Origin of the sequence: Cryobacterium sp. TMT2-18-2 (assembly GCF_004402245.1) — a bacterium.
Lineage (GTDB): Bacteria > Actinomycetota > Actinomycetes > Actinomycetales > Microbacteriaceae > Cryobacterium > Cryobacterium sandaracinum.
In genome coordinates this window covers 154,906-173,485 of record NZ_SOFU01000036.1, presented here as the reverse complement: position 1 = coordinate 173,485, position 18,580 = coordinate 154,906, and the positions used below count along the sequence as shown (strand labels likewise).

At 69.1% G+C, this 18,580-nt stretch carries 17 protein-coding genes and 1 riboswitch; of the genes, 5 read left to right on the top strand and 12 right to left on the bottom strand.

Annotated elements, in window-relative coordinates; translation table 11 throughout:
- Positions 1–62 precede the first annotated feature (62 nt).
- Together E3O22_RS11950 and E3O22_RS11945 are read left to right on the top strand one after the other, a co-directional pair.
- Positions 63–1,508 carry an aldehyde dehydrogenase gene (locus E3O22_RS11950; RefSeq protein ID WP_134395057.1) on the top strand — a complete coding sequence of 482 codons (1,446 nt, stop codon included), beginning with the start codon at positions 63–65 and terminating at the stop codon, positions 1,506–1,508.
- Between the two features lie 98 nt (positions 1,509–1,606).
- Positions 1,607–3,112 carry an APC family permease gene (locus tag E3O22_RS11945; RefSeq protein ID WP_134395058.1) on the top strand — a complete coding sequence of 502 codons (1,506 nt, stop codon included), beginning with the start codon at positions 1,607–1,609 and terminating at the stop codon, positions 3,110–3,112.
- A 31-nt stretch (positions 3,113–3,143) separates the two neighbouring features.
- Here E3O22_RS11945 and E3O22_RS11940 read toward each other — a convergent pair whose 3' ends face one another.
- Positions 3,144–4,127: an aldose 1-epimerase family protein gene (locus E3O22_RS11940; RefSeq protein ID WP_134395059.1), complete on the bottom strand. Its 984-nt coding sequence runs from the start codon at positions 4,125–4,127 to the stop codon at positions 3,144–3,146.
- Between the two features lie 9 nt (positions 4,128–4,136).
- The gene (locus E3O22_RS11935; protein WP_134395060.1) at positions 4,137–5,015 is read right to left on the bottom strand and encodes a DeoR/GlpR family DNA-binding transcription regulator; all 879 of its coding nucleotides are present in this window, start codon (positions 5,013–5,015) and stop codon (positions 4,137–4,139) included.
- 84 nt (positions 5,016–5,099) lie between these two features.
- Here E3O22_RS11935 and galT point away from each other — a divergent pair, with 84 nt between their 5' ends.
- A complete protein-coding gene (gene galT, locus E3O22_RS11930) occupies positions 5,100–6,314 on the top strand; it encodes a galactose-1-phosphate uridylyltransferase (RefSeq protein ID WP_134395061.1) in 1,215 nt (404 codons plus the stop codon).
- A complete protein-coding gene (gene galK, locus E3O22_RS11925; protein ID WP_134395062.1) occupies positions 6,311–7,471 on the top strand; it encodes a galactokinase in 1,161 nt (386 codons plus the stop codon). The genes galT and galK overlap by 4 nt, the downstream gene beginning before the upstream one ends.
- Positions 7,472–7,649: 178 nt before the next feature.
- On the opposite strand, the gene E3O22_RS11920 is transcribed toward galK, so the two are convergent.
- Positions 7,650–8,546, bottom strand: coding sequence for an ABC transporter substrate-binding protein (locus tag E3O22_RS11920; protein ID WP_134395063.1), 897 nt, complete (start codon positions 8,544–8,546; stop codon positions 7,650–7,652).
- A 198-nt stretch (positions 8,547–8,744) separates the two neighbouring features.
- Complete coding sequence (locus E3O22_RS11915) at positions 8,745–9,221, bottom strand: YbaK/EbsC family protein (RefSeq protein WP_134395064.1); 477 nt, start codon at positions 9,219–9,221, stop codon at positions 8,745–8,747.
- Positions 9,222–9,270: 49 nt separating this feature from the next.
- On the opposite strand from E3O22_RS11915, the gene E3O22_RS11910 reads away from it, so the two are divergent.
- Positions 9,271–9,819 carry a gamma carbonic anhydrase family protein gene (locus E3O22_RS11910; RefSeq protein ID WP_134395065.1) on the top strand — a complete coding sequence of 183 codons (549 nt, stop codon included), beginning with the start codon at positions 9,271–9,273 and terminating at the stop codon, positions 9,817–9,819.
- A 42-nt stretch (positions 9,820–9,861) separates the two neighbouring features.
- On the opposite strand, the gene E3O22_RS11905 is transcribed toward E3O22_RS11910, so the two are convergent.
- From E3O22_RS11905 to E3O22_RS11870, 8 genes are all read right to left on the bottom strand, one after another.
- Positions 9,862–10,746, bottom strand: a complete 885-nt coding sequence (locus tag E3O22_RS11905; RefSeq protein WP_134395066.1) for a bifunctional methylenetetrahydrofolate dehydrogenase/methenyltetrahydrofolate cyclohydrolase — start codon at positions 10,744–10,746, stop codon at positions 9,862–9,864.
- A 151-nt stretch (positions 10,747–10,897) separates the two neighbouring features.
- On the bottom strand, positions 10,898–12,196 hold the full coding sequence (glyA, locus tag E3O22_RS11900; RefSeq protein WP_134395067.1) for a serine hydroxymethyltransferase: 1,299 nt from the start codon (positions 12,194–12,196) through the stop codon (positions 10,898–10,900).
- A 42-nt stretch (positions 12,197–12,238) separates the two neighbouring features.
- Positions 12,239–12,328: riboswitch (ZMP/ZTP riboswitch) on the bottom strand.
- Positions 12,329–12,334: 6 nt separating this feature from the next.
- Positions 12,335–12,673 (bottom strand): monovalent cation/H(+) antiporter subunit G, encoded by a 339-nt coding sequence (gene mnhG, locus E3O22_RS11895; protein WP_134395068.1) that lies wholly within the window; start codon positions 12,671–12,673, stop codon positions 12,335–12,337.
- On the bottom strand, positions 12,670–12,933 hold the full coding sequence (locus tag E3O22_RS11890; protein ID WP_134395069.1) for a monovalent cation/H+ antiporter complex subunit F: 264 nt from the start codon (positions 12,931–12,933) through the stop codon (positions 12,670–12,672). The genes mnhG and E3O22_RS11890 overlap by 4 nt, the downstream gene beginning before the upstream one ends.
- Positions 12,933–13,559 carry a Na+/H+ antiporter subunit E gene (locus E3O22_RS11885; protein WP_134395070.1) on the bottom strand — a complete coding sequence of 209 codons (627 nt, stop codon included), beginning with the start codon at positions 13,557–13,559 and terminating at the stop codon, positions 12,933–12,935. The genes E3O22_RS11890 and E3O22_RS11885 overlap by 1 nt, the downstream gene beginning before the upstream one ends.
- Positions 13,556–15,115: a Na+/H+ antiporter subunit D gene (locus tag E3O22_RS11880; RefSeq protein ID WP_134395071.1), complete on the bottom strand. Its 1,560-nt coding sequence runs from the start codon at positions 15,113–15,115 to the stop codon at positions 13,556–13,558. The genes E3O22_RS11885 and E3O22_RS11880 overlap by 4 nt, the downstream gene beginning before the upstream one ends.
- Positions 15,112–15,600, bottom strand: coding sequence for a sodium:proton antiporter (locus E3O22_RS11875; RefSeq protein ID WP_134395072.1), 489 nt, complete (start codon positions 15,598–15,600; stop codon positions 15,112–15,114). The genes E3O22_RS11880 and E3O22_RS11875 overlap by 4 nt, the downstream gene beginning before the upstream one ends.
- Positions 15,597–18,512, bottom strand: a complete 2,916-nt coding sequence (locus E3O22_RS11870; RefSeq protein ID WP_134395073.1) for a Na+/H+ antiporter subunit A — start codon at positions 18,510–18,512, stop codon at positions 15,597–15,599. Before E3O22_RS11870 ends, E3O22_RS11875 begins: the two co-directional genes overlap by 4 nt.
- Between the last annotated feature and the right edge of the window lie 68 nt (positions 18,513–18,580).

Below are 18,580 nucleotides of genomic sequence, written 5' to 3'. Positions count from 1 at the left end.
GCTCGTCGGCGAGAGTCGTGACACTGGCTCCCACAGGCGGAGCCGCTCAACGAGGAGCCCCCATGACAACGAAGCTATTCATCAACGGCGAGTGGACCAGCGCGACGGGCGGATCGATCGCCACCCTGAACCCGGCGACCGAGGAGATCCTCGAGGAAGTCGGCTTCGCCAGCACGGTGGATGTCGACGCCGCCGTCGATGCCGCCCGCGCCGCCTTCAACGGCGCCGAATGGCGGGACCTGCTGCCGGTGACCCGGGCCCGCCTCCTGTTCCGGCTCGCCGACCTGATCGAGGCCCACGCCGACGAGCTCGCCGAGCTGGAGACCCGCGACCAGGGCCAGCCACTCGGCATCTCCCGCAACATCTCCGTGGCCGGGGCGGCCGAGCACTTCCGCTACTACGCCGGCTGGGTCACCAAGATCGAGGGGCGCACCTCCCCGATCTCGTTCCCGGACACGCACCACTACACCCGGCGCGAACCAATCGGGGTCTGCGCACTGATCACCCCCTGGAACTTTCCGTTGATGATCCTGGCCTGGAAGCTCGCCCCAGCCCTCGCCACCGGCAACACCGTGGTGATCAAACCGGCGGAGCAGACCCCGCTGACGGCGATCCGCCTGGTCGAGCTGGCCGCCGAGGCCGGTTTCCCGGCCGGCGTGGTGAACCTCGTCACGGGCGACGGCAGCACCGGCCAGGCCCTCGTGGACCACCCGCACGTCGACAAGGTCTCGTTCACCGGTTCCACCGCCGTCGGCCGCTCCATCGTGGCGGGCTCCGCCGCCTCGAACCTCAAGAAGATCACCCTCGAACTCGGGGGCAAGGCCCCCTCCATCATCACTGCGGACGCCGACATCGACGCGGCCGTCGGCGGCAACCTGGCGGGCGGCATGCTCAATTCCGGGCAGGTCTGCGCGGCCTACACGCGGTTCTATGTCAACAAGAAGCGCGAGGCCGAATTCGTCGAGAAAATGGCGGCCGGGGTCTCCGGCATGAAGCTTGGCGCCGGGATGGACCCCAGCACTCAGCTGGGTCCTCTGGTCTCTCGAAAACACCTCGACCACGTCGAACGGATGGTCACGGTCGGCCGTGCCGAGGGCGCGGAACTCGTGACCGGTGGCGCCCGGGCCGGCGAGGTCGGCTTCTTCTTCCAGCCGACGGTGTTCGCCGGTGTGCGCGACGACATGGCCATCGCGACCGACGAGGTCTTCGGGCCGGTGCTCTCGATCATGTCCTACGACGATGACGACGACCTGCAGGAGCTCATCAACCGGGCCAACGACACCGACTATGGGCTCGCCGCCACGGTCTGGACGAAGGACCTCGAGAAGGCACACCGACTGGCCAACGGCATCCGTGCCGGGGCGATCTTCGTGAACATGCCACCGGTGCCGGACATGGCCGCGCCGTGGGGCGGGTTCAAGACCAGCGGCTGGGGCAATGAGATGGGCCCGTATTCGATCGACGCGTACACGCAGGTCAAGGGCGTCTGGATGCACTACGGCAGCTAGCCGCACGGGTTTTTCGCGGCATCCGTTCATTTTCGCGCACTCGTCAACTCGCGCACTCGTCAACTCACGCAATCGTCAACTCAATGAGGAGTAAACCCATGACGACCACTCGCGGTACCCCTCAGTCCGACTCCCAGACCACCCTGCGCACGGGACGCCTCGGTGTGATCGGCATCGTCTTCTTCGTGGTCGCGGCGGCCGCGCCGCTCGTGGGCATGACCGGCGCGGTCCCGGTCGCGATCGTTCTCGGTAACGGCGCGGCCGCCCCGGGCGCCTACCTCGTGGTGGGCATCACCCTGCTGCTGTTCAGCGTCGGCTATGCCGCGATGAGCCAGCGCGTCACCAATGCCGGTGCCTTCTCCGCCTACATCGGCCGAGGCCTCGGTCGCCACCTCGGCAGCGCGTCGGCCTTCGTCTCGATCCTCGCCTACCTCGCCATCCAGCTGGCGATCTACGGGTTCTTCGGCGGCCTGCTCGGTGCCCAGGTCGGCCTGCTCCCCTGGTGGGCGTGGGCGCTGCTGGCCTGGGCAACCGTCACGCTGCTCTCGCTGCTGAGCGTGGACGTCGGCGCCAAGGTGCTCGGCGTGCTGATGCTGCTCGAACTCCTGGCACTGGTCGTCACCTCGGTCGCCATCCTGGCCGACGGCGGGCCGGAGGGCCTGAACTTCTGGGCTTCGTTCAACCCGGCCGCGATCCTCGCCGGCGGGCTGGCCGGCTCGGCGGGCATCGCGTTCGCCTTCGCGTTCGCGTCCTTCATCGGCTTCGAGGCCACCGCGATCTACGGCGAGGAATCCAAGGATCCGAAGACGGTGGTCCCCCGCGCCACCTACCTGGCGGTCGGAGTGATCACGGCGCTGTTCGCGCTGACGGCGTTCGCCATGGTCACGGGAATGGGTGCATCCTCGGTCGTCGAGAAGACCGTGGAGCTGTCGAGTCTCGACGGGGTTCCCCTGGCCGACCCGGCCGCGGTGCTCTTCTCCCTCGCGACCCAGTACGTGGCCCCGTGGATGGCCACCGTGATGGGCGTCCTGGTGGTCTCGAGCCTGTTCGCCGGACTGCTGGCCTTCCAGAACGCGGCCAGCCGGTACCTCTTCGCCCTCGGCCGCGGCGGCGCGCTGCCCGCGCCGCTCAGCCACGTCAACGGTCGCGGCGCCCCGAGCACCGCCTCCCTCGCCACGTCGGTCCTCACGGGTCTCGTCATCGTGACCTTCGCCGTCTTCGGGCTCGACCCGGTGCTCAACATGTTCTACTGGTTCAGCGGCCTCGCCGTGGTGGCGATCGTGCTGATCGAGATCCTCGTCTGCATCGCGGTGATCGCGTTCTTCCGCCGCAATGCGGGCAGCGAGAACGTGGTCCAGACCATCATCGCCCCGGTGCTGGCCACCATCGGTCTGGTCCTCGGCGAGTACCTGCTGATGAGCCGCTTCGGACTCCTCGCCGGCACGGTGGCCGAGGGCGTGGACCCGACGATGTCCTCGTGGGGCCTGAGCCCGATCGGCTGGGTACTGGTGTCCCTGCCCTTCGTGCTCCTGCTCGTCGGCTACCTGCACTCGCTCTGGTCTCACACCGAGAACGAGGCTCTGGTCAAGGACGTCCTCTCGTAGCCGGCAAGCCGTGAGACGGGGTGATGCCGGGTCAGAGGCGGAAACCCTGGTGACGGATGCCCCAGCGCACAGACCAGGACTCCCCCGGTTCGACCCAGCGCAGCCCCGCGCCCGAATTGAAGGCATTCGCAGGGGCGGTCATCGGCTCGATCGCCACCGCCAGTCCCAGAAACGGGCCGCCCGGCCCCGGGAAGGGGAAGTTGCGCGGCGTGAAGACCTGAACGTTGCGGATGTTCCGGTCGCCCCAGATCGTGACGCTGCGGCCGTCGGGCGCGGTCAACGAGGCCACGCTGGGGGTCCCGGATTCCTCGCCGGTCACGTCGGACCGCACCTCGGGAGCCTCAGGGCCCACCCCGCCGAAGCCGTCGTCGAGGTCGACGTCGCCCACCCGGCACCCCGCGCGCAGGTCGAACCGGGTGCTGACGACGGAAGATTCCCCGACGGGGTTCTGCCGGTCGTCGACGTCGACATGGGTACGCGCCGCGATCGTGAGCACGAGGTCCTCGGTGGGAACGCCGCCGATCTTCGGGTACGGATGCGCGCCGATCGCGACCGGGGCCGCGTCAGGGCCCACGTTCCGCACCGTGTGGGTGACCGCAAGACCGTCGTCGGTGAGCGCATACCGCACGGTCGTGTCGAGCAGGAACGGGTATCCGGCCTGCGGGAAGACCGTGGCGGCCAGAGTGACCGCCCTCGGGCTGCGGTCGAGCATACGGTAGGACGAATACCGAAGCAGGCCGTGGATGGCGTTGTGCTGTTCCGGCTCGGTGAGCGGCAGCCGCTGCGCGACGCCCTGGTGCTGCCAGAGGCCGTCCCGGATGCGGTTGGGCCACGGCATCAGCACGATGCCGGCGCCCCACGGCGGGGTGGCCTCTGCCGCGAACGGCTCGACGAGGTCTATGCCGTCCACGGAATACAGCCGGAGGCCGGCGGCCACCTCGGTGACGATCGCCAGCGCAGGCCCACTCGGCGTGGCTGCCCTCAATTCATACTGGAAACCCGTTGCAGCGCGCATAGTATCAGCCTACTCCGGCTGCAGAACGGTCAGGCCGGCCTCGCGGAGGGGTGCCAGCCTGACCTCGTCGGCCGCGGCATCCGTCACCAGGGTGTCGAACGCTCGCAGCGGGCCGACCTGCCCGAGGTGCACCTGGCCGAGCTTGGAGGCGTCGGCCACGACGACCGCCCGGGTCGCGGCGGCCAGCATGAGCGTTTTGACCCCAGCCTCGGGGAGGTTGATGTTCGTGACCCCATAGCCTGCATCGACGCCGTTGCAGCCGATGAAAGCCAAATCGGCGTGAACCTGACTGAGCACCGTCCGTGCGAGCGGCTCGACCAGGGAGTGCTGCAGCGGGCGAAGCGAACCACCCGTGACGATCACGGTGAACCGCGGGATGGCCGGTTCGAGGGCGAGGGCGATGCTGAGCCCGTTCGTGATGATGACGACATCGGTCAGATCGGTGCGGGCCAGCAGCGCGTGGGCGAGGGAGAGGGTGGTCGTACCGACGTCGAGGAGGATGCTCTGCCCGCTCGTGACGAGGGCCGCGGCGAGCACGCCGATCTGCTGCTTGGGCAGCACGGATGACGCGAGGGCCTCCTCGAAGGAGAACTCCCGCAGCGGGCGGCCGCTGGGTGGCGCGGCCGGAACCGCCCCGCCGTGCACGCGCTGCACGGTCCCGGCGGACTCAAGCACGTCGAGGTCGGCCCGCGCCGTGACGCCGGACACTCCGAACGCCTCGCGCAACTCGCGCACTCGTACGAAACCGCGCTCCCCGACGAGGCGCTGGATCTGCTCCCGCCGCTGGTGGGCCGGGAGCGTGTCGCGGTCGCCGGGCCCGTCGCTCACGCCGATGAGGTCGGTCGTGGCGGCCGATTGGGTCGATTCGGTCGATTCGCGAGAAGCCATGCCTAATCTTCGCTTAGTTTACTTTTGTTATCAACCTGAAAGATCTGGTTTCACATGTGCAAATCAGATATTGTTGCTTTCGCCATGAACACACCAGAATTCGTAGCCGACACCGGCATCATCCGTCACCGCCACACCCTCGCCGATGGTCGCGACCTCATCTACTTCGATGACCCGCAGACCACCCTGCCGCCGGATCGGGCAGCCGACCTGCGCGAACTCGACCCGCGCCCGGCCACCGCCCGGATGCGCCAGGACCCGCTCAGCGGCGAATGGGTCTCGATCGCCGCCGCCCGCCAGAACCGCGTGTTCCTGCCGCCCGCGCACCTGGACCCGCTCGCCCCGTCGACGCCGGGGAACCCGTCCGAAGTGCCCAGCAACTACGACGTGGCCGTGTTCGAGAACAAGTCGCCGTCGTTCGGGCCCCTCCTCACCGACGCCGACGCCCCCGCCGGACTCGACGACCTGAACACCATCGGACTGAACCGCGTCCGCACCTCGGTCGGCCGCTGCGAGGTCGTCTGCTTCAGCCCCGAGAACGAGGGGTCGTTCGCGAGCCTGTCGGTCGTGCGCGCCCGCACGGTGATCGAGGCCTGGGCCGAACGCACGTACGCCCTGTCACAGCTACCCGGCGTGGAACAGGTCTTCCCGTTTGAAAACCGCGGTGAGGAGATCGGTGTCACGCTGCGCCACCCGCACGGCCAGATCTACTCCTACCCCTACGTCACGCCGCGCACCCAGCGCGTGATCGCCTCCCTCGACCAGTACGGATCAAACCTGTTCGCGGACATCCTCGCCAGCGAGCAGGCCGGGGGCCGGGTCATTCTGACCGGCGAGCACTGGACCGCCTTCGTGCCGTTCGCAGCCCGCTGGCCCATCGAGGTGCACATGCTGCCGCACCGGCACGTGCCCGACTTCGCGGCGACCAGTCTGGCTGAGCGCGATGAGCTCGCCGTTCTCTACCGGCGGCTGTTGCGCGGCATCGATGCCCTCTACGACACCCCGACGCCGTACATCGCGGCCTGGCACCAGGCCCCGGTCTCGGTGCGCCGCGACGAGATCCGGCTGATGCTGCAGGTGACGAGTCCTCGCCGGGCCGCCGACAAGCTGAAGTTCCTGGCCGGGTCGGAGGCCGCCATGGGCGCCTGGATCGGGGACGTCACGCCCGAGCAGGCAGCCGACAACATTCGCCGCGCGGTCGAACGCTCCGCCGAGACGGACGCGACCAAAGCGGCGGCCGGCGCCGCGACGGCCGTTTCCGCTATCAGCACCGCACTCGAAGGGCAGGCCCACGCATGACCGATCTCATCCAGACCGTGACGGATGGCTTCACGAGCCGCTTCGACGCGGCCCCGGCCGGACTCTGGTCGGCCCCCGGCCGCGTCAACCTGATCGGCGAGCACACCGACTACAACGACGGGTTCGTGTTTCCCTTCGCGATCAACCGGCGCACGCTCGTCGGGCTCGGCCTGCGCGGCGACCGCCAGCTGCGGGTGGCGAGCTCGTTCGCCGCGGAAACCGTGGAGCTCTCCCTCGACGACCTGACTCCGGAGAACCTGGCCGGCTGGTCGGCGTATCCGCTCGGCGTGGCCTGGGCCCTCGGCCAGTTCGGCGCCGACCTGGCCACCTTGACCGGTTTTGACGTGTTCATCGACTCTGACGTGCCGATCGGGGCCGGACTGTCGTCGTCCGCCGCGATCGAGAGTGCGGTTGCCGTGGCCCTGAACGACCTCTGGCAGCTCGGACTCGACCGGCGCGTGCTCGCCCGGGTGGGCCAGCTGGCCGAGAACCGGGCCGTCGGGGCTCCCACCGGCATCATGGACCAGTCCGCGTCCCTACTGGGCGAGGCCGACTCCGCCGTCTTCCTGGACTGCCGCACCCTCGAGGCCGAGGTGATCCCGCTCGGCTTCGACGGGGCCGGCCTCGACCTGCTGATCATCGACACGCGGGTGAGCCACGCCCACTCGACCGGCGGGTATGCCTCGCGCCGGGCATCCTGCGAACTGGGTGCACAAATGCTGGGGGTCCCCTCCCTGCGCGACCTCACCGTGGACGACCTCGGCCGGGCCGCCGACGTGCTCGACGACGAGACGTTCCGACGGGTGCGGCACGTGGTCACCGAGAACCAGCGCGTGCAGGACACCGTGCGCACCCTGCGCGAGCAGGGACCGACCGCGATCGGCGCCCTCCTGGACGCCTCGCACCTGTCAATGCGAGACGACTTCGAGATTTCCGTGCCCGAACTCGACCTCGCCGTGGAGATCGCGCGCGGCACCGGGGCGATCGGCGCCCGGATGACCGGCGGCGGCTTCGGCGGCGCCGCCATCGCCCTTACCCCGCGCGCCCTGATCCCCGCGGTCACGGCGGCGGTCACGGCCGCGTTCGCAGCCCGGGGCTTCGCGGTCCCGGACCTGTTCGTGGTGCGCGCGGCCGACGGGGCGGTACGGGAGCAGTAACGCAGCGGGGACTCGCCCAACGTGGCTAATTCAGGAGAAGTCGTGCCGCCGCCCGTACGCATCCGCAGACCTGTGCGGGTGCGGAGGAGGTTCGGCGGGGATCTCCTGAGTTAGCCACGCAGGCGACGGCCGAAATCGCTGCCCGGGGTCGAGGCGGCGCGCAGAGGCGGCGAGGTGCCTAGCCCCTCGCGCCGGCGTTGAGGGTGATCGTGTCGAGACCGCCGTCGACGACCCCCCAGTCGTCCAGAATCTCCTCGTAGGTGCCGTCGTCGACCAGCGACTGCAGCGCGGCCTGCACGGCCTCGGCCATCCCGGAGTCCTTCTGCACGGCCATACCGTATGGTGCCGCCTCAAACGTCTCTCCCGCGGTCTGCAGCTTGCCCGTCAACTGAGCGATCCCGTAGAGGGTGACCGGGGAGTCGGCGCTGAAGGCGTCGGCCTGGCCCAGCGCGACGGCATTCGCCGCGGCATCCTGCGTGTCGAGGGGGACCTTCTGGATCGGCGGTTTACCCGCGGCGACGCAGGCGTCACTCTTCGCCGGGATCTCGACGGTGTCCTGGTAGGTGGTGGACTGCACGGCGACCTTGAGGCCGCACGCATCGTCGGGGTCGACGGTCGTGCCCGCGGGCGAGGCCCACTGGATGCCGGCGAGGTAGTAGTTCACGAAATCGACCTGCTTTTCGCGCTCCGCCGTGTCGGTGAAGGACGACATGCCGACGTCGATCTTGCCGCCGGCGACATTCGGGATGATGTTCTCGAATTTGGCCACCGTGTACTGGGCCTCGAGCCCGAGCTTGGCGGCGATCGCATCACTCAGGTCGATCGCCCAGCCGATCGGTTCACCGGCATCGTTTTTGAACTCGTTCGGCGCGTAATTCGGGCTGGTGCCGAAGACGAGCTTGCCCGGGGTCGCGGTCGTTTCCGGGAGGAGCGCGGCGGCCTCCTCGTCGGTGGTCACCACCTCGGCCGCGGATCCCTCCGTGACGCCAGTCGTCGGAGTGGAGTTGTCCACGCAAGCGGTAAGCAGGAGGGCGGCCACTGCGGCCAGGGCCGGAAGAGCATGTCGAGCGCGCATTGAGCATCCTTTGTGAATTTTTCGTCATCGAAGTGATCAGAGGTGCAACTCTGCCGAGTCTATGTTCGGTACCGGTCGCGCCCGGGACGTGCCGGGCATCCGTCGCCGTACGCCGCCGAACTGTGACTTCGCCCATCGGCGAGGGAGCCATCCTCCCGGTCGGCGGTGCGCACGTGGCGGAGATGAGGCCGCCGAGATCTAAGGCGCGACGGCGGTGGGCTCGCCGCCGGTGATTCGCACGAGTTCGTCGAACGTGGTCGGGAACACGGTGTGCGCGTGGCCCGCAGCCGCCCAGACGACCGGGAATTCGGCGAGGGCGTCGTCGACCAGGGTGCGCAGTGGCGACGGATGTCCCAGCGGCGCGACCCCGCCGATCACCTGACCGGTGGCCCGCCTGACGACATCCTTCGAGGCACGTCCGATCGTGCCGCCCAGCCGGTCCCCCAGCCACACCGCATCGACCCGGTGAGCCCCCGAGGTGAGCACGAGCAACGGCTCACCATCGAGGGTGAAAACGAGCGAATTCGCGATGGCGCCGCGCGAAATGCCGAGCGCCTCCGCGGCGGCGGCCGCGGTTGTCGCCGCATCGTCGAACCAGCGAATTTCCGGGTCCAGGCCGTGGGCGCGGAGAGCCTCCCGAACCCGGTCGACGGACGGATGCGCGAAATTGACCATGCCGAAATCCTAGAGCCTGCACGCGAAGCAGCCCGATAGGCTGACGCGTATGACTGCCGACAGCGCCGCCCGCATCATCACCCTGCCCGACCGACCCGGACCGGTCGTGGCCGAGACCGCCTACGTCGCCCCGGGCGCCGTGGTCGTCGGCAACGTCACCCTGGCCGAACACGCCAGCGTCTGGTACAACGCCGTGCTGCGCGCCGAGGCGGAACCCATCCGGATCGGCCCCGGCTCCAACCTGCAGGACAACGTCTCCTGCCACGTGGACCACGGATTCCCGCTGATCGTCGGCCGGAATGTGTCCGTCGGGCACGGGGCAGTGCTGCACGGCTGCACGGTCGAGGACGGCTCGCTGATCGGCATGATGGCGACGGTGCTGAACGGCGCCGTCGTCGGTTCCGGGTCGCTCGTCGCCGCCGGGGCTGTCGTGCTCGAGGGCACCGTCATCCCGCCGAGGTCGCTGGTCGCCGGCGTTCCCGCCAAGGTGCGGCGGCCCCTGACGGATGAGGAGGTGGCCGGCCTCGGCCACAACGCAGAGGAGTACCTGCGTCACTGCGCCCTGCACGCCTCGGTGACGGCGCTGCCGCAGCGCTGAGTCGGCCCGCCTCACGTTCGCGGCGCAGGCCGTGGCGCCCGGCTACCCGCTGAGCGACAGCTCGGCTGCCTTCACCACGTTGCACAGCAGCATGGCCCGGGTCATCGGGCCGACGCCGCGCGGATTCGGGGACAGGAAGCCGGCGACGTTCGCGACATCCGGGTGCACGTCACCGGTCAGGGTGCCCTTGCCGGTGATCGGGTCGGTCACCCGGGTGATGCCCACGTCGAGCACGGCGGCGCCGGGCTTCACCCAGTCCGCCTGAATCAGGTGCGGCACGCCGACGGCGGCCACGACGATGTCGGCGCGCCGAACCTCGCCGGGCAGGTCGACCGTGCGGGAGTGCGTCAGGGTGACGGTGGCATCCAGACCCTTGCGGGTGAACAGCAGTCCGAGCGGGCGCCCGACGGTGAGGCCGCGCCCGACGACGACGACGCGCTGGCCGACGATCGGCACGTCGTAGCGGCGCAGCAGCTCGACGATGCCGGCCGGGGTACAGGGCAGCGGCGAGTCCAGCTCGCCCTCGATGCCGAGCACCAATCGGCCGAGGTTCGTCGGGTGCAGGCCGTCGGCATCCTTCGACGGATCGATCAGTTCGAGCATGGCGTTGTCGTTGTGGCCGACCGGCAGCGGCAGCTGAATAATGTAGCCGGTCACCTCGCGGGCGGAGTTCAGGTCGGCGATGGCGGCGCGCACATCGGCGCTGGTCGCCGACGCGGGCAGGTCGACCCGGATCGATTCGATGCCGACCTCGGCGCAGTCGCGGTGCTTGCCCGCGACATACGAGCGCGAGCCCGGGTCATCGCCGACCAGGAGCGTGCCGAGCCCGGGCACGATCCCGTGCGCGCGCAGCTCCGCGATCCGGTCGATGAGCTCGGTCTTGACCACGGATGCGGTCGTGACACCGTCGAGGGTTATTGCCGTCATTGTGGATCCATTCAGTCGGAGGTTCTGACGTTTGCAGGCGCTCAGGCGTTCAGGCGCCGGAGTCACGTGCGAATCACACGCCGTACGCCAGGGTGCGGAGCCTGCGGGGTGTTGGCATCCGGGCCGCGGGCGGCCGGGTGCGCGGCGGGCGTTACTGCTGCAGGCCGGGGTACAGCGGGAAGGCCTCGGTGAGCACCTTGACGCGGGCGCGGAGGCCCTCGATGTCGGCGTCGGGCTTGAGCGCCTCGGCGATGACGTCGGCGACGACCGTGAACTCCTCGTCGCCGAAGCCACGGGTGGCCAGGGCAGGGGTTCCGATGCGCAGGCCGCTGGTGACCATCGGCGGGCGCGGGTCGAACGGCACCGAGTTGCGGTTGACCGTGATGCCGACCGCGTGCAGGGCGTCCTCGGCCTGCTGGCCGTTGATCGGCGAGTTGCGGAGGTCCGCGAGCACGAGGTGCACGTCGGTGCCGCCGGTGAGCACGTCGACGCCGCCGGCGCGCGAGTCATCCGCCATCAGACGGTCGGCGAGGATGCTGGCACCGCGCAGGGTGCGCTCCTGACGTTCCTTGAACTCGGGCTCGGCCGCGAGCTTGAACGCGGTCGCCTTGGCGGCGATCACGTGCATCAGCGGGCCGCCCTGCTGGCCGGGGAACACGTTGGAGTTGAGCTTCTTCGCCAGCGCCATGTCGCGCGAGAGGATCAGACCGGACCGGGGACCGGCGAGGGTCTTGTGCACCGTGGTGGACACGACATCCGCGTAGGGAACCGGGGACGGGTGCAGGCCCGCGGCGACGAGTCCGGCGAAATGGGCCATGTCGACCCAGAGCACGGCGCCGACCTCGTCGGCGATGCTGCGGAACGCCTCGAAGTCGAGGTGGCGGGGGTAGGCGGACCAGCCGGCAATGATGACCCGGGGGCGGGACTCGAGCGCCTTCTCACGCACGACGTCCATGTCGACGAGGAACGTTGTCGGGTCGACGCCGTAGGCGACGGGGTTGTAGAGCTTGCCGGAGAAGTTGAGCTTCATGCCGTGGGTGAGGTGGCCGCCGTGGGCCAGTTCCAGCCCGAGGATGGTGTCGCCGGGCGTCGCGATGGCCGACAGCACGGCGGCGTTCGCGGTGGCGCCGGAGTGGGGCTGCACATTGGCGTAGGCGGCGCCGAAGAGGGACTTGGCCCGGTCGATGGCGAGCTGCTCGGCGACGTCCACGTACTCGCAGCCGCCGTAGTAACGGCGTCCCGGGTAGCCCTCGGCGTACTTGTTGGTGAGCACCGAGCCCTGCGACTGCAGCACTGCACGCGGCACGAAGTTCTCGCTGGCGATCATTTCGAGGTAGTCGCGCTGGCGTCCGAGCTCCTGCTCGAGGACGGCGGCGATCTCGGGGTCGACGACCTCAAGAGGATCGTTGAACGTGGACCGCAGAACGGTGGATGGCACGGAATCGGGCACGGGGGTCTCCTCAGACTTTGTGATTACGACGTGATGATCAATCGTCGTGGCCCAGGCGTGCGGTCACTAACCGTGTCAGTCGCTCCCCGATGGTGACCCATCTTTCGTGCTACGCCAGTCGCGACAGGGTCGATCTTATCAGTCGGGCCGGGTGCCCAGCTCATCGATTATGAGCACGTCGACGCGCACATGGTGCGTGTCATAGGCGGCCCGGCCCACCATGTGCGCGGCCACCGGGGCGGTCAACGCCTGGAACACGACGATCGCGATGACGAGGGTGACGGTGCCCACGGTGAAGTTGTTCAGGGCCACATCGGCCGTGATCGCCATCAGCCCGAAGATCTGCGGCTTGGTGGCGGCGTGCAGCCGCGACAACACGTCGGGGAAACGGATGACGCCGATCCCGGCCGCGAGGCACATCACGGCCCCGGCGAGCACCAGAACCGCCGAGATCACGTCTTGCAGGTCGTCGCTCATTCGCTGTCCTCCACGGGAAGGAAGCGTGCGACGCTGAGCGACCCGAGCACCGCGAAGAGGGCGAGAACGAGCAGCACCGGCAGCGTGTCGGTGTGCCGGTTGAACGCCATCTCAGCGCCCATCGCGCAGATCACGGTCGCGACCAGGACATCCGAGGCGATGACCCGGTCCAGCACGGTCGGGCCGCGCACGATTCGAAGGAGGGCGCACAGGGCGCCGGCCCCGAACAGCACCCCGGCAATAACGGCGACGATGTGCATCAGGCGGTTCCTCCCCGCTTTCGTTTCTCGTGCGCATGCTGGTCGCGTGCGCGTTGGTCTTGCTCGCTCCGGTCCTCGCCACGGACCCGGCGGAGACGTTCCATGTCTTCCCGGGACCCGAGGGCCATCACGATCCGGCGTTCCTCGTCCAGGACGCCGTTCCGGAACCGTTCCACCTGGTCCGGCCGATGCACGTTGAGCACGTGCAGGTACAGGGTCGACCGCACCCGGTCCACATCGACCACGATCGCGCCCGGGACGATGGACGTCGACACCCCGGTCAGCGTCAGGATGAAATCGCTGCGGGTGCGCAGGTGCACGGCGACGATGGCGTTGCTGGGCGTGTAGCGCGGGGAGAGCGCGAGGACGGCCACCTGCAGCGAACCACGCACGATGTCGAAGCCGAGTCGGCCCAGGAAGATGAGCGTGTACCAGAGGTTCAGGCGCAGACCGAGTTCCACCGCGGGCAGGTAGAAGCCCACGGAGACGATGGCGGCCAGCAACATTCCGGTGAGCAGGTTGAGCCAGGAAAAGGAGCCCCAGAGCAGCATCCACAGCAGCACGAGCCCCAGGAAGAAAGGCACCTGATTCGCGAACGTGGCGAGGCGCTGCTTCGGGGTGCTCATGGCGTGCCGTTCGGGAAGACGACGTCGATGTAGGTGGCGGGGGTCTCGATGTTGGCGGCGGCGCGGGTGGTGAGTGCGAAAACCGGCCCGGCGAACACGGTGAGCGAGACGGTCAGCAGCAGCAGCGCGGTCGTCGCGGCGGTCATCAGCGGCGAGATGGTGCGGGTCGTGACCGCGCCCTCGTCGTCGGGATCCTCGAGGAGCGCATCGAGCATCGGCGACTCGTAGTCCTCGACCTCGCCTGCCCCGCGCCAGAAGGCGATGTTCCAGACCCGGGCCAGGGCGTAGAGCGTGAGCAGCGAGGTGGCGGCTCCGGCGCCCATCAGGATGTACGTCACCGGTTCGGCGATGTCCGCGCCGGCCTGGAAGAGGGCGATCTTGCCGAGGAAACCGGAGAACGGCGGGATGCCGCCGAGGTTGAGCGCCCCCACGAAGAACAGGAAGGCCACGAACGGCGCCGCTTTCAGCAGCCCGCCCAGCCGTGCCAGCGAGGTGGTGCCGCCCACCCGCTCGATCAGCCCCGCGCAGAGGAAGAGGGTCGTCTGCACCGTGATGTGGTGCACGACGTAGAAGATGGTGGCCGCGATCGCCAGGGGCGTGCCCATCGCGATGCCGAAGATCATGTAGCCGATGTGGCTCACCAGAGTGAACGACAGCAGTCTCTTGATGTCCGCCTGCGCGAGCGCCCCGAGGATGCCCACGATCATGGTCAGGAACGCCACCACCATCAACGGCACCGACAGCACGCTGTCGGGGAAGAGCAGGGTCTGCGTGCGGATGATCGCGTAGATGCCGACCTTCGTGAGCAGACCCGCGAACACCGCCGTGACCGGGGCCGGAGCGGTGGGATACGAGTCGGGCAACCAGAACGACAGCGGGAAGACCGCGGCCTTCACGCAGAAGGCGAGCAGGAGCAGCAAGTTGAGGATCAGCTGCACGTCGGGCGGGAGGTCCGCCACCCGGTCGGCGATCAGCGCCATGGTCACGGTGCCCGTGGCGCCATAGATCAGGGCGATCGCACTGAGGAACAGGATGGAGGAGACCAGGCTCACCACGATGTAGGTGACGCCGACGCGGATGCGCGCACCCGTGCCACCGAGCGTCAACAGCACGTAGCTGGCCGAGAGCAGCATCTCGAAGCCGACGTAGAGGTTGAACAGGTCCCCCGCGATGAACGCGTTGAACAGCCCGGCCGCCAGCACAAGGTAGGTGGGGTGGAAGATCGACACCGGTGTTTCCCGGTCGCCGTCCACGATGCCCTGCCCGACGGCGAACAGGAGCACACCGAGCAGCATCAGCGCCGAGACCAGGAGCATGATCGCGGACAGACGGTCGACGACGAGCACGATGCCCCACGGGGCATCCCAGCCGCCCACGTGCACGACGGCGGGGCCGGTCTGATCGACCTGCACCAGCAGGACGGCACCGATAATCGCCACCAGCGTCAGGGCGATCACGCTGACCACGATCTGCTGAGGGCGACGGCGGCCGAAGGCGAGGGTCAGAGCGCTTCCGAGCAGCGGGATCGTGACAACCAGAGGAACGAGGAGATTCATAGCTTCATCCCCTTGCCCGGCGCGTCGGCAGGGGCATCGAGCTCGCTCTCGCGCTCGCTCGCGTCGAGGTCTTCCTGGCTGGCTGCCTCGTCCTCGGTGACCGAGCGGAAGGACTTCTCCGTGCCTGCCACAGTCTCGGTCGCATGCTCGTCGGTGACCGTGTCACCCTCGTCGCCCAGCCGGGCCAGCCACCAGGACCGGTAGATGAGCGCGAGGATCAGCGCCGTGATACCGAAGTTGATCACGATGGCGGTGAGCATGAGCACCTGCGGCACCGGGTCGGCCATCGCGGCGTCGGCGGCCGTTCCGGTGACGATGGGCGCGTTGCCCGGGCGGCCGCTCATGATGAAGATCAACAGGTTCGTCGCGTTGCCCACCAGCAGGAATCCGATCAGCACCCGGGTGAGGCTGCGCTCCAGCATCACGTAGACCCCGGCGGCGTACATGACCGCCATCACGATCACGAGGGTGAGGGAGGCGCTCATGCCGAGGCCTCCGCACCCTGCTGCGACTGCGAGCGGGGCTCGGTCTCGCCGGCTTCCTGCTGGCGGTCGACCTCGCTGCCGAGGCTGCGCAGGATGTCCAGCACCAGACCGACCACGACCAGGTATACGCCGACGTCGAAGATCGTCGAGGTGCCGAAGGACAGGGGACCGAGCACGGGCACCGTGGTTTCGAAGTAGGCGGATTCCAACGGGATGCCGCTGAAGAAGAGGGAGACCACGGCCATCCCGACCGCCAGCACGATGCCGAGCCCGAGAATCTTGCCGGGGTGGACGGGCACCGCCTCGCCCAGTTCGTAGCGGCCTCCCGCGAGGTAGCGGGAGACGAGGGCCAGGCCGGCGATCAGTCCGCCGGCGAAACCGCCGCCGGGCGCGTTGTGCCCGGCGATCAGCAGGTATACCGAGACGATCATGGCCGGGTGAAAGAGCAGGCGAACCAACACCTCGAGCATGATCGAGCGGTCCTTCTCGGCGACCGTGCGACCGGCCAGGAGCCAGGACTGGCGGGTGACGGCATGCCCCTCGGAGGGCGCGGCCGGGTCGGCGACCACCGTGCGCCGGTGCGGCAGAGACCGGAGCTTCCGCGATTCGCGCAGCCGCGGCACGACCGTGTTGCGGCCCGAGACGAACAGCAGGCTCGCGACGCCGGTGGCCACCACGATCAGCACGGAGATCTCGCCCATCGTGTCCCAGGCACGGATGTCCACGAGCATCACGTTCACGATGTTGTGTCCGTGCCCCTCCTCGACCGCGAGTCGCGGCAGCTCCGCGGCGATGCTCGGGGCCTGCCGGGCGCCGAGCGCGATCACACCGATGGTGCCCATCACGGCGCCCACCAGCACGCCGATCACCGCGCGCCGCCGCGGGTGAACGGGCCGGTTGCGCTGGTCGATCTTCTGGGGCAGCCGACGCAGCACCAGCACGAAGACGACGATGGTGATGGTTTCCACGAGCGCCTGGGTCAGGGCCAGATCGGGGGCGCCGTGGAACGCGAACAGAGCGACCAGGCCGTAGCCGGTGACTCCGGCCAGCAGCACGGCGGTGATCCGCTCGGCGACGCGCGCGGCCATCACCGCGGCGATGCCCATGGTGAGGGCGATCGCCACCTGGCCGGGGTAGTCCCAGAGCACGACCTGGTCCGGCCAGCTGCGGTTCACGAAGGCCGCGAACCCGAGCGCCAGCACGAAGACGACGAGGATGGTGGACAGGTACTGCGGCAGTCCGCCGATCTGGGCGAAATGGGTGATGCGCGCCGCGGCCCGGTCGATGCCGCGCACGGTGTAGCCGTAGCCCTGGCCGGCGTCGACGTAGGCCGGCACGGTGCCCTGCAAGCGGGCCACGCCTCGCCGCTTCCAGAACAGTGCGAGGCCGAGAACGACCACCGCGGCGCTCAGGGCGAGCGCCGGTTCGAAGCCGTGCCAGAGCGCGAGGTGGTAGTCGCCGTCGCCGGGCACGGTGTCGGCATAGGAGGCCAGCACGGGGTCGAGCAGGAAGACGAGTGGGCCGAGCAGGAGGGTGGCCACGGCCAGCAGCCCCGGCGCCAGCTGGAAGTCCCAGCGGTCGGGGTGCAGCGCGGTGTCCGCGAGGGTCACCCGGGTTCCGAAGGCACCCCAGAAGAAGCGGGCGCTGTAGGCGACCGTCAGCACCGAGCCGAGCACGGTGCCGATCAGGGCGACCCAGCCCCATCCGTCGCCGGCCAGTGCGGCTTCCAGGAACGCCGTGAACACGGCTTCCTTCGCGACGAAGCCGAGCAGCGGCGGGATGCCCGCCATGGAGGCGACCGACACCAGGGCGATCGCGGCCAGCACGGGCGCGTTGCGCCCCACGCCGGAGAGCTGCCGCCAGTCGCGGGCGCCGGCGCGGTGGTCGATGATGCCCACGGTCAGGAACAGCGCCGACTTGTAGAGGGCATGCGCGAGGAGCAGCGCGACCCCGGCGAGCGCCGCGTCCCGGGTGCCGAAGCCGACGACGACCATCAGGAACCCGAGCTGGCTGACCGTGCCGTAGGCGAGCACCAGCTTGAGGTCGTACTGGCGCAGCGAACGCCACGCACCGACCAGCATGGTGCCGACGCCGAGGGTGACGAGCACCGGCATCCAGCCCGGCGTGTCGGCGTAGCCCGGTGCGAGACGGGCGACCAGGTAGAGGCCGGCCTTGACCATCGCCGCCGCGTGCAGGTAGGCGCTGACCGGGGTCGGCGCCGCCATCGCGGCCGGGAGCCAGAAGTGGAAGGGCACGAGCGCGGACTTCGACAGCGCGCCGACCAGGATGAGCAGCACCGCCCAGGTGGCAGCCGGGCCGGTGACGGGGTCGGCGACGATGGCGGCGAGCGACGTGGTTCCGGCCTCCACCGCGAGGATGACGACCCCGACCAGCATCACCAGCCCGCCGAACGTGGTCACCAGCAACGCCTGCAGGGCGGCCCCGCGGCTCGCCCGCTTGAACGTGTAGTGCCCGATCAGAATGTAGGAGAGCACGCTCGTGATCTCCCAGAAGATGAACATGACGACGATGTCATCGGATGTCACCAGTCCATACATCGCGCCGGCGAATGCCAGCAGGACCGCCGCGAAACGTCCGAGCGCCGGTTCGCCGGCGTTGAAGTAGCGGGCGCAGTAGACGAGCACGAGGGCGCCGACCCCGGTCACGACGAGGGCGAGCAGCCAGGCGAGGGTGTCGACGCGGAACGAGAGCGAGATACCCAACGCGGGAATCCACGGGACGCTCTCGGTGATCGCTGCGCCGGTCGACACGGCCCGGGTCTGAGAGAGGGTGTAGCCGAAGGCGGTCGCGGGGAGCAAAGCGATGACGTAGAAAACGCGCGTCGAGAGCCACCGCGTGAGGATCGGGGTGAGCGCGGACAGGGCAGCGAAAGTCAGGAGGATCGTCGCCATGCGGCCTCCCGGCTCTCGTGAAGTCCGAATGTCGAAGACAGTCTACCGGAGGCCGTGGACGCCAGCCC

Excerpts from the sequence above, each read along its gene's own strand:
- E3O22_RS11950 (WP_134395057.1), top strand. The coding sequence starts at position 63 with ATGACAACGAAGCTATTCATCAACGGCGAGTGGACCAGCGCGACGGGC.
- E3O22_RS11945 (WP_134395058.1), top strand. The coding sequence starts at position 1,607 with ATGACGACCACTCGCGGTACCCCTCAGTCCGACTCCCAGACCACCCTG.
- E3O22_RS11940 (WP_134395059.1), bottom strand. The coding sequence starts at position 4,127 with ATGCGCGCTGCAACGGGTTTCCAGTATGAATTGAGGGCAGCCACGCCG.
- E3O22_RS11935 (WP_134395060.1), bottom strand. The coding sequence starts at position 5,015 with ATGGCTTCTCGCGAATCGACCGAATCGACCCAATCGGCCGCCACGACC.
- galT (WP_134395061.1), top strand. The coding sequence starts at position 5,100 with ATGAACACACCAGAATTCGTAGCCGACACCGGCATCATCCGTCACCGC.
- galK (WP_134395062.1), top strand. The coding sequence starts at position 6,311 with ATGACCGATCTCATCCAGACCGTGACGGATGGCTTCACGAGCCGCTTC.
- E3O22_RS11920 (WP_134395063.1), bottom strand. The coding sequence starts at position 8,546 with ATGCGCGCTCGACATGCTCTTCCGGCCCTGGCCGCAGTGGCCGCCCTC.
- E3O22_RS11915 (WP_134395064.1), bottom strand. The coding sequence starts at position 9,221 with ATGGTCAATTTCGCGCATCCGTCCGTCGACCGGGTTCGGGAGGCTCTC.
- E3O22_RS11910 (WP_134395065.1), top strand. The coding sequence starts at position 9,271 with ATGACTGCCGACAGCGCCGCCCGCATCATCACCCTGCCCGACCGACCC.
- E3O22_RS11905 (WP_134395066.1), bottom strand. The coding sequence starts at position 10,746 with ATGACGGCAATAACCCTCGACGGTGTCACGACCGCATCCGTGGTCAAG.
- mnhG (WP_134395068.1), bottom strand. The coding sequence starts at position 12,673 with ATGAGCGACGACCTGCAAGACGTGATCTCGGCGGTTCTGGTGCTCGCC.
- E3O22_RS11890 (WP_134395069.1), bottom strand. The coding sequence starts at position 12,933 with ATGCACATCGTCGCCGTTATTGCCGGGGTGCTGTTCGGGGCCGGCGCC.
- E3O22_RS11885 (WP_134395070.1), bottom strand. The coding sequence starts at position 13,559 with ATGAGCACCCCGAAGCAGCGCCTCGCCACGTTCGCGAATCAGGTGCCT.
- E3O22_RS11880 (WP_134395071.1), bottom strand. The coding sequence starts at position 15,115 with ATGAATCTCCTCGTTCCTCTGGTTGTCACGATCCCGCTGCTCGGAAGC.
- E3O22_RS11875 (WP_134395072.1), bottom strand. The coding sequence starts at position 15,600 with ATGAGCGCCTCCCTCACCCTCGTGATCGTGATGGCGGTCATGTACGCC.
- E3O22_RS11870 (WP_134395073.1), bottom strand. The coding sequence starts at position 18,512 with ATGGCGACGATCCTCCTGACTTTCGCTGCCCTGTCCGCGCTCACCCCG.